10 protein-coding genes are annotated in these 12,969 nt (G+C 42.7%); all 10 read left to right on the plus strand.

All coding sequences use genetic code 11. The features are described 5' to 3' along the window. Positions 1–548 precede the first annotated feature (548 nt). The 10 genes from hpaE (at position 549) to BLV00_RS06270 (ending at position 12,967) form a co-directional block, all read left to right on the plus strand. Complete coding sequence (gene hpaE, locus BLV00_RS06225; RefSeq protein ID WP_093043542.1) at positions 549–2,069, plus strand: 5-carboxymethyl-2-hydroxymuconate semialdehyde dehydrogenase; 1,521 nt, start codon at positions 549–551, stop codon at positions 2,067–2,069. A gap of 22 nt (positions 2,070–2,091) precedes the next feature. Next, the gene (hpaB, locus tag BLV00_RS06230) at positions 2,092–3,567 is read left to right on the plus strand and encodes a 4-hydroxyphenylacetate 3-monooxygenase, oxygenase component (RefSeq protein ID WP_093043544.1); all 1,476 of its coding nucleotides are present in this window, start codon (positions 2,092–2,094) and stop codon (positions 3,565–3,567) included. Positions 3,568–3,579: 12 nt separating this feature from the next. Continuing rightward, positions 3,580–4,560, plus strand: a complete 981-nt coding sequence (hpaD, locus tag BLV00_RS06235) for a 3,4-dihydroxyphenylacetate 2,3-dioxygenase (RefSeq protein WP_093043546.1) — start codon at positions 3,580–3,582, stop codon at positions 4,558–4,560. 28 nt (positions 4,561–4,588) lie between these two features. Beyond that, entirely contained in the window at positions 4,589–5,047 is a 459-nt protein-coding gene (locus tag BLV00_RS06240) for a flavin reductase family protein (protein WP_093043548.1), read from the plus strand. Positions 5,048–5,078: 31 nt separating this feature from the next. Next, positions 5,079–5,945: an FAD synthetase family protein gene (locus BLV00_RS06245; protein WP_093043550.1), complete on the plus strand. Its 867-nt coding sequence runs from the start codon at positions 5,079–5,081 to the stop codon at positions 5,943–5,945. A gap of 35 nt (positions 5,946–5,980) precedes the next feature. After that, on the plus strand, positions 5,981–6,901 hold the full coding sequence (hpaI, locus tag BLV00_RS06250; protein ID WP_093043552.1) for a 2,4-dihydroxyhept-2-ene-1,7-dioic acid aldolase: 921 nt from the start codon (positions 5,981–5,983) through the stop codon (positions 6,899–6,901). Between the two features lie 187 nt (positions 6,902–7,088). Beyond that, on the plus strand, positions 7,089–7,970 hold the full coding sequence (locus BLV00_RS06255) for an endonuclease/exonuclease/phosphatase family protein (protein WP_093043992.1): 882 nt from the start codon (positions 7,089–7,091) through the stop codon (positions 7,968–7,970). 2 nt (positions 7,971–7,972) lie between these two features. Beyond that, a complete protein-coding gene (locus BLV00_RS06260) occupies positions 7,973–9,742 on the plus strand; it encodes a glycoside hydrolase family 3 protein (RefSeq protein WP_342722145.1) in 1,770 nt (589 codons plus the stop codon). A gap of 483 nt (positions 9,743–10,225) precedes the next feature. Then, positions 10,226–10,621 carry a hypothetical protein gene (locus tag BLV00_RS06265; protein WP_093043554.1) on the plus strand — a complete coding sequence of 132 codons (396 nt, stop codon included), beginning with the start codon at positions 10,226–10,228 and terminating at the stop codon, positions 10,619–10,621. A gap of 531 nt (positions 10,622–11,152) precedes the next feature. Further along, positions 11,153–12,967 carry a sigma-54-dependent Fis family transcriptional regulator gene (locus BLV00_RS06270; RefSeq protein ID WP_093043556.1) on the plus strand — a complete coding sequence of 605 codons (1,815 nt, stop codon included), beginning with the start codon at positions 11,153–11,155 and terminating at the stop codon, positions 12,965–12,967. Positions 12,968–12,969: the final 2 nt, after the last annotated feature.

Genomic DNA, 12,969 nt, shown 5'->3' on the forward strand with positions numbered 1-12,969 from the left:
ACCTTTCAAAAGGAGAATGAGTGTATAGCTAAAATCTTCTTCCTAATGAAATAAAGGATGTAAAGGCTTAAAGTCTTCTTTGTATTATCATGGGGCAGTTTCCACAAATGAGATTTCGAGAACTTTTAATGGCAAGGTTCGGTGGGGAACGTCGAGACTCCTGCAGGATGAAAATGACAGGTGAGACCCCGAAAGACGAAGTCTGAGGAGGCTCAGCGCATGCCCGCGGAAAGGAAGGCGTTCCCCGCCGGACCGTTATTCAGACAAACATCTCGGAATCGAGTCTTCGACTCTACGTGTATAAGCCTCTTATGAAAAATCGTCAACAACGTTTAACAAAACCTATTCTAATCACCCAGAGTAAAAACTTTTTCTGATATATCAAAAAGATATAGAAATAAGATTTTATAGATATTTTTAATATACTTTAGGCTGTGATAATTTGAATATACAGAGTTTATTGAAAATTTGCAAATTTATTTGTAAGGGTTTACAACATAGTCACCTTAGCTAGATGGTCACTATCTCATTATAGGAGGAGGAAAAGAATGAGCAGTGTAAATGTGGTTACCGAATCCCGGCAAAAACTCCAGGCTGCTGTGAAGGATGTCAAATTATATATTGATGGGGCATTTGTGGATGCTGAATCAAACGAAAAGTTTGACAATATCGAGCCGTTCACGAATGAAAAAATCAACGCAGTAGCTTCTGGTGGGAAAGCAGATATTAATAAAGCTGCCATGGCAGCAAGAAAAGCGTTCAAAGGGGAGTGGGGAAAGCTTCCTCTCCAGGATCGACTGGATTATATTCATAAAATTGCAGATGCCATTGATCGTCATGTTGATGAACTGGCTCCACTTGAATCATATGACACAGGGCTTCCGATTTTCCTTACTAAAAAGATGGTCAGCCGGGCTTCTAAAAACTTCCGCTTCTACGCAGAAATGGTTTCCAGCCGGATGGTGGGAGATGCATATCAGGTCGATGATCAATTTTTGAACTATACCATTCATAAGCCTGTAGGAATTGCCGGGCTGATTACCCCGTGGAATGCACCGTTCATGCTGGAAACATGGAAAATTGCTCCAGCGCTTGCTACAGGAAATACAGTGATTTTGAAACCGGCTGAATGGTCCCCGCTTACCGCTAATAAATTAGCGGAAATCATCGATGAAGAGGTCGGGCTTCCGGCGGGGGTGTTCAACGTCGTCCATGGTTTCGGGGAATCAGCTGGAGCCTCTTTAGTCGCACATGAAGATGTAGAGCTTATCTCTTTCACAGGGGAGACAGCAACAGGGTCAGAAATCATGAAAAACGGTGCTGACTCGCTGAAACGCTTTTCGATGGAATTAGGCGGGAAATCCCCAATCATCATTTTCGATGACGCTGATTTAAATAGAGCTTTGGATGCCTGCACCTGGGGGATTTTCTCCTTCAACGGCGAACGTTGTACCGCAAACTCCAGACTTTACATTCATGAAAATGTGGCAGATGAGTTCATCAGCGCTTTGAAAGAAAGAGTAAAAAATATCATAGTGGGAGATCCATTGGATGAAGACACCCAAGTCGGCCCATTAATCCATACCAACCATTACGAAAATGTAAAAGGTTATATTGAACTGGCAGAGCAAGAAGGTTGCGAAGTCTTCCAGGGAAATGTTCCTGAAGAGCATAGGAAAGGAAATTATATCCCCCCGACCATTCTGCTACACGCTGATAACTCCATGCGGGTGGTTCAGGAAGAAGTGTTCGGACCAGTACTTGCGGTTATGACATTCAAAGATGAAGAAGAAGTCATTGAGAAAGCCAATGATGTCAGATATGGACTGGCTGGTTATGTATGGACAAAAGATATCCAGCGCGGCCACCGGGTATCCCAGGCGGTAGATGCCGGGATGCTCTGGATCAATTCACAGAATGTCCGTGACTTACGTACGCCATTCGGAGGTTCTAAACATAGCGGAATCGGCAGAGAGGGCGGTTACTATGCCTTTGAATTCTATACCGAAATGCAAGTCGTCCATGTAGCACTTGGAGATCACCGGATTCCACAGTTCGGTAAAAAATAAATATTTTAGGAGGAATGAGCGTATGCCTGCAAAAACAGGAGCGGAGTACATTGAACGGTTGAAAAATGCGAACAACAACATCTATATCTATGGGGAAAGGGTAGATGATCCGACTACGCACCCGGCGTTCAAGAATGTTATCCAGTCTATGGCGAAGTTGTATGATAAACAATACGAAAAGCCGGATAAGATGCTTTATACTTCACCGAAAACCGGAGATAAAGTGGGGATGACTTTCTATCGCCCGGAAACGATCGATGACTTGATCAAACGAAGAGAAGCCATTCAGGAATGGGCTCGGATCTCCGGTGGGATGATGGGACGTTCTCCGGATTATCTGAATGCGGAAGTCATGGCAATGGGTGTTGCCAATGATTTATTTGCTGAAGCCGACCCGATGTTTGCGGAAAACGCTAAAAATTATTATTCCTATGCCCGGGAAAATGACATCAGCCTGACCCATACGCTTATCCATCCCCAGGTGAACCGCCAAAAAGCTCAGCACGAACAAAAAGATGCTAATGTAGCCCTGCATCTTGTTGAAGAACGATCGGATGGAATCATCGTTGATGGTGCCCGACTGCTTGCGACCCAAGGCGGGATTACCGATGAAATCCTGGTTTTTCCATCGACCGTAAAACAAGCAGGAGAATTGGATGATCCTTATTCTCTGGCATTCGTTGTTCCAAACAATACGCCTGGATTGAAATATATCAGCCGGGAATCCTTCGACTATGGCAAGAACGAGTGGGACCATCCGTTGAGCAGCCGTTTTGAAGAAGGAGACGCCATCGTTTATTTTGATAATGTTTTCGTACCATGGGAGAAAGTGTTTGTTTGCGGAAACTCCTCGATATGTAACCGTACCTTCATAGAAACAAACGCTGTGGTTCATATGTCGCATCAGGTAGTTGCTAAAAATATTGTAAAAACCGAATTTGTCCTCGGTGTGATCTTGAGTGTCATGGAAGCGATTGGCATCGATAAGTTCCAGCATGTCATGGATAAAGGGACAGAAGTCATGTTGATTTTGGAGAACATGAAATCCCATCTATACAAAGCAGAGCACAATGCAAAGCTCGATAAATGGGGAACGATGACTCCGGACTTCGAAGCATTGAATGCAGCGAGAAACTGGTATCCTAGAGTCTACCCTAGGATCACGGAAATTCTTCGTATTCTGGGTGCTTCCGGTTTAATGGGGATCCCTTCTGAAGCAGATTTCCATCACGAGGAAATTGGACCATTGTTAGATCGGGCCTTACAGTCGAAAAATCTTCAAGGTTACGACCGGGTTAAATTGTTCCGTTTGGCCTGGGATGTGACCATGAGTGCCTTCGGAAGCAGACAGACGCACTACGAATATTACTTCTTCGGAGATCCGATCAAAATGGGAATGACGTATTTTGAACAGTTTGACAAAGAGCCAATGAAAGCATATGTCCAGGATTTCCTGAAAAATATTAAATCATCCAAAGCCGATCTTTCAAGAGTGTGAGGAGGGAATAATATGAGCTTTGATATCATCCGTTCAGGAAGAGCAGTTTTTCATGTGACCGATTTAGAAAAGTCGAAACAATTTTATGATGCCTTAGGTTTTATTGAAACCGAAGCGACGGAAAAAGAAGTTTATTTAAGAGGGTTGGAAGAACATAACCATCACAGCCTTTTATTAAAACAAAGAGAAACCCCGGCACTCGAAGTGATCAGTTATAAAGTTAGATCAGAAGGCGATTTAGATAAGCTGGCAGCTAAGCTTCAGCGTGAAGGCAATGAACTTATCTGGCTGCAAAAAGGAGCCCAAAAAGCCGTAGGAAGAGCATTCCGCTATCAAGATATATCTGGTCTGCCTATTGAATTTTATGCGGAAATGGAAGCAGTCGAGCGCAAATTGCAGCACTATCATCTCTATAAAGGAGCTAAAGTCCAGCGTATCGATCATTTCAACTGCATGGTTTCTGATGTGGAAAAAGCACATAACTACTATATTAACGAACTTGGTTTTTCCTGCTCAGAGTATACAGCAGGAGAAGAAGATAAAATTTGGGCGGCCTGGCTTCACCGCAAACCTAGTGTCCACGATGTCGCTTTCATGAATGCACCTGGCCCCCGTCTCCATCATGTCGGTTTTTGGTTGAGTGATCCTATGAGCTTAATCGATGGATGCGATGTGCTTGCATCACTCGGTTATGGCCCAAGCATTGAGAGAGGGCCGGGACGCCATGGATTGTCCAATGCCTTTTTCCTTTACTTGCGTGATCCGGATGGTCATCGGATTGAATTGTATAATGGTGATTATTTTACTGGTGATCCTGACTTTGAACCAGTTCGCTGGGAGCTGGATGATCCGATGAGGCAGACCTTCTGGGGGCACGAGGCACCAGACAGCTGGTTTGATGAGGCGACAGAAGTGCTGAACGTCTATACAGAGAAAAAGGTTGCCTTGCAAGAAGCGAAACTGAAGAAAAGAAAACCGACATTTGTAATCTAATACTTTAATAATCTACGAGGTGATAAAAATGGATGACCGCATGTTCAGAACAGCAATGGGGAAGTTTGCAACAGGGGTAACTGTGATTGTATCCGAAGTAGACGGAGAAGTGCATGGTATGACAGCGAACGCCTTCATGTCTGTTTCTCTTGATCCCAAATTAGTTTTGATATCTGTAGGCTCCAACGCCAAGATGAATAAAATCATACAAGAGTCTCAAAAGTTCTCCGTAAATATTCTATCCGGTTCCCAAAAAGAAATGTCGATGATTTTCGCCGGGCAAATAAAAGAAGAACGTAAGGTGAACTTCGATACGTTTGAAGGTCTGCCGGTAATTGAGAACTCGTTAGTAAGCCTGGCATGCAATGTTTATGATACGCATGAAGCTGGCGACCATACTCTCTATATAGGAGAAGTCATTAATCTGAATGTCCAGGACGGCGAACCACTGGCTTTCTATGAAGGAAAATATAAACAAGTGATGTAATGAGCCTAATCTGCAGAGAGGGGGACGGAAAATGAAGACGATTAAGGTAGACTATCCGATACAAAAACGCGTCCAACAGAACAGTGAGGATTGTGTCATAGCTTTGGGTTTCTTTGACGGTGTGCACCTGGGACATCAGGAAATTATAAAAACCGCAAAACAGATAGCAGATCGAAAAAGCTTGAAGATGGCGGTGATGACATTTTTCCCTCACCCCTCTTCTGTCATTAAAAAGGGAGAGCAAATTAATAAATACCTTACCCCATTATCGAATAAAGCTGATACATTCGAGCAGCTGGGGGTAGATATCCTGTATGTGGTAGAGTTCAATGAGAATGTAGCAAAAATCCCTCATGATGAATTCGTAGAGGACTATCTTTGCGGATTGAAGTGCAAGCATGCTGTGGCGGGATTCGATTATACGTATGGTTTTAAAGGCAAAGGGGATATGAAACAACTGGCTATCGATAGTAAAAATAGATTTCAAGTCACGACGGTAGCAAAGTTTGCCAGGCACGAACAGAAAGTAAGTTCCTCGCTGCTGCGCAGTCTTTTATCAACTGGAAGAGTAGAACATATTCAGGATTACTTAGGAAAACGGTATGAAATGACTGGCACCATGACAGGAAAGGGAAATCAGGTAGAGTTTCATTTTGATCCGGATTATACGCTCCCATGTCCAGGGAGCTATGAAGTAACGATATCCGACGGCTTTTTCAAAACGAAAGGCATATGCAAAGTTTCTTCTATTCAGTCGCAAGGACAGTTGAGCGTGCGACTGTTCTACGATTCTATTATCGGAACCTATGATTTTATCGAGATGCAATGGAACAACTTTATCGCTGATTTTGAAATGGAAGCATTTCATGCCCAGAACGATTATGACGTAGGTCATTAAAGATATAATTTACTAGATACAAAGGAGGAGCTAGTATGGCTAGAGATTATTCCGAGATTAAAGCTAAATTGAGAGGGTCGATCACTCCGGTGATTACTCCTTTTAAAGCCAATCACGAGATTGATTTTGATAAATTTGCGGAATTGATTGAATTCCAATTAGAAAATGGTACCCATGGGATTTCAGTTACGGGAACTTCCGGTGAACCGAGCTCCCTTACAATAGAAGAAAGAGAACAAGTGATGGAAAAAGCGGCAAAGACAATCAATGGCCGTGTGCCGTTTGTACCAGGTACAGGTTCCACGAATTACCAGGAGACCATGCGCTTGACCAAGAAATCGGAAGAGATCGGTGCTGATGCTGCGATGGTAATTGTTCCTTATTACAATAAGCCGAACCAGCGTGCCCTATATAAACACTTCAAGACAGTTGCCGATTCTGTTGACATTCCTATTATCATTTACAATATCCCAGGCCGGACAGCACAGAACCTGCATGTTGATACACTTGCTAAACTGAATGAAGACTGTCCGAATATCATCGGTGTAAAAGAATCCAATAAAGACTTTGAACATGTCAACCGTGTCCTGCTTAAATGTGGAAGAGACTTTTTATTGTTTTCAGGAATCGAGCTCCTCTGCTACCCGATGCTTGCTATCGGCGGTGCAGGTTCCGTAAGTGCGACAGCGAACGTGTTACCTGGAAAAGTCGCTCAAATGCATGATGCCTGGTTCGAAGGGGATGTCGAAACAGCGCAAAAACTGCACTACGAACTGATGGAATTGAATGATGTCTTGTTCAAAGATACCAACCCAGCTCCAGTGAAGGCCGCGCTTGGTATGATGGGTAAAATCGAGCCTGTCTTGAGACTTCCAATGGACGTGCCATCGGAAGAACTGCAAGAAGAAATTCAGCAGACATTAGAGAAATATGGAATTGCTTTGCAATACGCATAAATTTTAGAAAAGAGCAGGGACGCTATGGGCAGGCGTCACCTGCTTTTTTACTTTTTATGGATGTAGTAGTTTAGGCTGATGAAGTGAGGTATATAGTTGTATAGACCACTAGAACACTACTTGCTACACTTAAATTGTAAGATATTTATAATAGGAAGGGAGAGGGATAAATCTCGTGTATGTAAAAATGAAGCTTCATCTTGTTTTGTTCGTTATTGTAGTATTTGGTTTGATTGGTGCACCAGAGATAAGTTTTGCGGACGATGGATCTACGGCTGAAAAAGTAGACGTCCGGGTCATGAGCTACAACATTCATGCAGGTATCGGCTCAGATGGTGTCTATGATACGGAACGGATCGCTCAAGTCATTGAGGATTCTGGCGCTGAAGTTGTTGCCTTGCAGGAAGTGGATGTCCATTGGGGAGCCAGGAGCAATTATGATGACATCCTTGCTGATTTAGCCGAACAATTGGACATGCATTCCTTTTTTGCACCGATCTATGACATGGATTCTTACCTTGAGGGAGACCCACGAAGGCAATTTGGTGTAGCCATCCTGAGTAAGTTTCCGATTGTACAAGCCACCAACCATGATATCACCAGACTTTCCACACAAAATGCCACACCAGAACCTGCCCCAGCCCCAGGATTTGCAGAAGCTATCATCAATGTGAAAGGTGCGCTTGTACCTTTTTATTCCACCCATCTGGATTACCGAGGAGATCCTACCGTAAGAATCATGCAAGTCGATGACATGCTGAATATTTTTGATGAGCAAGAAGGTGAAAAAGTATTGCTTGGCGATATGAACGCTACGCCAGATGCAACTGAACTTGCCCCGTTATTTGACCGTTTTACAGATGCTTGGAGCGTGGTCAGTGATGAGCCTGGTAATACTTATTCTGCTTTGTCTCCGAGTAAGCGAATCGATTATATTTTTGCTTCTGATTCTATTGAGGTTAAGCATGCTGAAGTCATTGAGACGTTAGCATCTGATCATTTGGCTGTGGTAGCGGATCTGACCCTTAACCGCGGTGAAAACGGTCATATTATCGAGGGGAGTGAATAATCGTGAGAATACTTTATAAAGTGTTTGTTGTCATGATGGCATTTGTCATGTTGCTGCCAAGCTTTGCTCATGCCTCATGGGATGATTCGACCAAGCCTGGATGGGATGATGAAGAAGCCCGAAAAGGCTGGATTCAAAGTAAAATCCAGCATATGACCCTGGAAGAAAAGGTTGGACAGCTGTTTATGGTCCATGTTTATGGGAAAACGCCGACGGATCCAAACTATGAAGACACGAATCTAAGCCGTAACCGTGGTGCGAAGAACTTTAAAGAAATGATTGAGAAATACCATATCGGCGGGGTGATTTATTTCAACTGGACCGCCAACATTGGTACACCGATAGACTTTGAACAGGTTAATGCCTTATCGAATGGATTACAGGAAATTGCGATGGATCAGCGAATGCCGATTCCGTTGATGGTCGCTACGGATCAGGAGGGCGGAGTTGTGGCTCGGGTGACGGAACCGGCCACCGTATTCCCTGGAAACATGGCTTTGGGTGCGACAAGGTCGACGGATTATGCCCGTCAATCTTCGGAGATTATGGGGATGGAGTTGATGAGCCTTGGGATCAATATGGACCTTGCTCCTGTACTCGACGTCAATGTGAATCCTGAGAACCCGGTCATCGGTGTCCGTTCCTATTCTGAAAACCCTGATCTGGTTGCAGACATGGGGGCAGCGCAAGTGGAAGGGTATCAAAAGGAAAACGTGATGGCGACAGCGAAACACTTTCCAGGACATGGAGATACCAATGTCGATTCCCATTATGGCCTCCCAATCATCAATCATGATTTAGAGACGTTGCATGAAGTCGACTTGAAGCCGTTCAAAGCTGCGATTGATGCGGGAATTGATGCCATTATGCCAGCCCATATCGTTGTTCCGGCTTTAGATGATTCCGGCTTACCTGCAACTTTATCAAAACCGATTCTGACTGACTTGCTTCGTGAGGAAATGGGCTTTGACGGTGTAATTATTACGGACAGTCTCGGCATGTCAGGAGCGAATGTCGTACCTGCAGGCCGTGTGCCAGTCGAAGCTTTTAAAGCAGGGGCAGATATTTTGCTCAACCCACCGAATGTTCCGCTTGCCTATAATGCGATGCTTGATGCGGTTAAGAGCGGTGAGATTTCAGAAAAACGGTTAGACGAATCTGTTTTCCGTATTTTAGAGACGAAGTTTAAGCGCGGGCTTTTCCACGAAGCGGGTGTATCGCCTGACGCTATTGAAAATATCGGGTTAGATGAAAACCTTGCGCTCGCTGACCAAATGACAGAGGACAGTATCACCTTAGTGAAAAATGAGGATGTCTTGCCGCTTACCTCTGAGAAAAGCGTATTTGTGACAGGCCCATCGATTGGAAGTCCTGGTATGCTTGCTAATCTATTAGGGGAACGGGGAATTACAGCTGATGCTTATGCTTCAAGTACAAGCCCTTCTTCTACCCAAATAGCTAATGCCGTCGAGCAGGCAGCAGACTTCGAAACTGTCATCGTCACGACCTATACAGCCAATACCAATTCAGCGCAGCAGCGGTTGGTGAGTGAGTTGAAGGCAGCAGATAAAGAAGTGGTTGTCGCCTCCATGCGGAACCCTTATGATATTATGGCTTTTCCAGAGGTTGATGCCAACGTGCTGACGTACGGATTCCGTGATGTTTCCGTAGAAGCTTTAGCGAAAGTGTTGACCGGCGAAGTCAATCCGACAGGTAAACTGCCCGTGACTATCCCTGAACTCTATCCATACGGTCACGGATTATCTTATTAACTATAAAAAAGATGCTGACCTAAAGATTGATTAGGGCAGCATCTTTTCGTATATGAATAATTTTTTTATCCAACACGACATACAGAGGAATCACGTAAGAAGGAAGAAGAACATGAGTTTAAAGAGTAAAATTTAATAAGGTAAAGGTTAGTGGCACATCGTGTAACAATTATAATTACAACTTTAATCTCAGTTTTAGTTAAAACTAAAGAATTAAGCTGAAAAGCTCGGCTTACTGCTACTTCTATTTTATGTGTTAATGGAATATTTCTTCTTTTTAATTTACAATTAAAGGAAAGTTAAGGGCTTGGTGGTAAAGAATAATCTATTGGGAGCTACCGTATAATAGCAGGATCGCACTTGAAATGACGATTTCTTCGGCAAGCAAACCTGGTGCTGAATTTTCTGATGAAGACAATCTAGTCTTAGCCGATGATGTATGTCGAGGAAGTTAGTAATATAAATGGGGAGTGAAGAAAGCCCATGAGAGCATGGATACACTACATACCACCATTTCTCTTTTTAGTCGTAATTATAATAACGGGATTAGCTGATTATTACCCTGGTATAATCTTAAAAAATATATCAACTAGTGCATTTTTCTTAATTTCTATGTTGGTACTTGTGGTTTTAACTTTAATACTAAGGTGGAAGTTCAAGGAAGAGTACTATAAATTAGAAGAATCAAAAGAAAACTCAAATGATATGTGGTTCTTGCTTCCAATCGTAGTTACTTTTACGACCCTCAACATATTGAATCCTGGAAAAGAGGCGATTTTATCATTTGATACTGTTACTTACTGGATAGTAATCGCTATCACTGTATATAAGATGATTAGAATATTTCTGCCATATAAAAAAAGGCTTACTAACCATTGATGAACTCTTTCCTCTACAATCATATTCATCTTAGTGTCGTCTAAAAGTTTGTATAGTTTAAGATCCAGTTTAAGATGGGCGGTGTCATGATGATATGGTTATTATTTTTAGGGCTTTTGGTAATTATTTTTGTTAGCACTATTATATGCAATCTGAAAAACAGGAGAAGGATTGTGAAGAAGAGGAAGCACAACCATGCAGATACACTCGCAGATAGAGCATTTTCTGAAAGTGAGCGCTATAATTCAATGAATCATCACTATCATTGAAAAAACAAAATTCAACTATAAATAGACAGTAAACATAAAATGTTGAAGCAGGCCCTGGGCCTGCTTTTTTTATTTTAAAATGGAGTGGAACGAGGCATATGACTGTGGAGGCTCTGGAACGGTGCAAAAGCAGAATCAAGAATGAATTAGACAATGAATCTATAGCTGAACACTACTGTAATATCAGAGTCTATAATATTTGTTACAATAAATAGATAAATCTAGTGATTTCTGTCTGTCTTCGAGAGGAGGAAATGGGTTGATGGAGGATATTATACAAAGTTACAAGGATGCTCATAAAAAAGAAGAAATTTTAAAAGCAGAGAGCTGGATGATACCGGATCCTTACTATATTTCACGAGATACTTCCATTCGGGAAGCTGCAAAAGAGATGGCGAATAGAAATATAGAATTTATCCCTGTAGTTGGTGAAGATCAGCAACCGATTGGGATAGTCACTTCAAACGATTTACTAGAGCGTGTCCTAAATAACGAAGAGGAAGACAGTGTTGGGAACGGCAGGGATAGGGGGAGTAATGCTGTTATTCGACGGAATGAGTCAATATTCGATGTTATTTCACACGCTGCCTCTTACTTTTCAGTCGTTGATAACCAGGGAAAGCTAGTCGGTCTATTATCAAAAAACGAAATTTTGAAAGGGTTTTCTTCTTATATAAATGAGATTGAACATTCAGCTGACATACTGAATGTGATATTGGAAAGTGCTTATGAAGGCGTTGCGGTGGTAGACGAACATGGAATTCTTCAGGAATTTAATGATGCTTATAGCCGTTTCACCGGTATTTCTCCAGAAGCTGCCATTGGGCGGCACGTCGAAGAAGTGATCGATAATACGAAACTACCGGAAACGTTGAAAACGGGCATGCCGGAACGAGGAGTTATCCAATATATCCAGGGACAGGCCATGATTGTTCATCGCATTCCGATTTGGAAAAATGACCAGGTGGTCGGCGCAATCGGCATATTGATTTTTGAAGGGGTCTCAGAAGTATATCGCATTTATGAAAGTTTGCAGGAAAACACACGTCAAAAACAGGTAATTCCACCAACCCAAAACTCTTATTCTCCTAAGAAGCAGGAGACCAGTATCATGACGCTTGAGCAAATTATTGGTGATAGTGAAAGCATATCCAATCAGAAGCGGGTTGCCAGAAAAGTGGCTAAAACAGATGCTACTGTTCTGATTACCGGCGAAAGCGGGACGGGAAAAGAAATGTATGCAAGAGGGATTCATCATTTAAGCCCTTTTTCAACCGGGCATTTTGTTAGTGTGAATTGCGGCGCGATCCCTGAACATTTATTTGAATCAGAGTTATTTGGCTATGAAGAAGGTGCTTTTACCGGGGCAAGAAAAGGTGGAAAGCCTGGTAAGTTTGAACTGGCTCAAAACGGTACGCTCTTTCTGGACGAAATTGGTGAGATGCCGCTGCTGATGCAGGCTAAGCTCTTGCGGGTGCTCCAGGAAAAGCAGGTGGGACGCGTCGGTGGTACACATGAATATCAAATAAATACCCGAATCATTGCTGCTACTAATCGTAATTTGAAAGAGATGGTGGAAACAGGAGATTTTCGTGAAGATCTCTATTACCGGCTCAATATCATCGAGATTCCGATTCCCCCGCTTCGAGAGCGTACCGAGGACATCCCACAATTAGTGTCCTATTATATAAATAATTTGTGTGAAAAGTATGATACTCCAAAGAAAGTGCTGACATCGGAAGCGATGGCTCTATTGCTGAAGTATGATTGGCCTGGTAATATAAGGGAACTGATCAATACGCTGGAAAAGCTTGTTGTCTTAGTCGATGATACGTTCATTGATGTATCTCATCTGCCTGCGTTTTTGAAACAGAAAGAAGCTGTTAAAGTGCAAAATAATGAATCTATTTCGCCCATCCTTCAAGCAAAAAATATCGGAAACGCAAAAGAAAAAGAGCTTATCCGGACTGTGTTAAGAAAAACAGGTGGAAATAAAACCAAAGCTGCCGAGAAACTGGGCATTCACCGGACCACTTTGTATCAAAAACTGAAGAAGTATGCGTTGCACGAATTGTAGTG

It is taken from the genome of Thalassobacillus cyri, from assembly GCF_900107755.1.
Lineage (GTDB): Bacteria > Bacillota > Bacilli > Bacillales > Halobacillaceae > Thalassobacillus > Thalassobacillus cyri.

Coding starts and splice junctions, on each gene's coding strand:
- hpaB (WP_093043544.1), top strand. CDS start 2,092: ATGCCTGCAAAAACAGGAGCGGAGTACATTGAACGGTTGAAAAATGCG.
- BLV00_RS06245 (WP_093043550.1), top strand. CDS start 5,079: ATGAAGACGATTAAGGTAGACTATCCGATACAAAAACGCGTCCAACAG.
- hpaD (WP_093043546.1), top strand. CDS start 3,580: ATGAGCTTTGATATCATCCGTTCAGGAAGAGCAGTTTTTCATGTGACC.
- hpaE (WP_093043542.1), top strand. CDS start 549: ATGAGCAGTGTAAATGTGGTTACCGAATCCCGGCAAAAACTCCAGGCT.
- BLV00_RS06270 (WP_093043556.1), top strand. CDS start 11,153: ATGGAGGATATTATACAAAGTTACAAGGATGCTCATAAAAAAGAAGAA.
- BLV00_RS06240 (WP_093043548.1), top strand. CDS start 4,589: ATGGATGACCGCATGTTCAGAACAGCAATGGGGAAGTTTGCAACAGGG.
- hpaI (WP_093043552.1), top strand. CDS start 5,981: ATGGCTAGAGATTATTCCGAGATTAAAGCTAAATTGAGAGGGTCGATC.
- BLV00_RS06255 (WP_093043992.1), top strand. CDS start 7,089: ATGAAGCTTCATCTTGTTTTGTTCGTTATTGTAGTATTTGGTTTGATT.
- BLV00_RS06265 (WP_093043554.1), top strand. CDS start 10,226: ATGAGAGCATGGATACACTACATACCACCATTTCTCTTTTTAGTCGTA.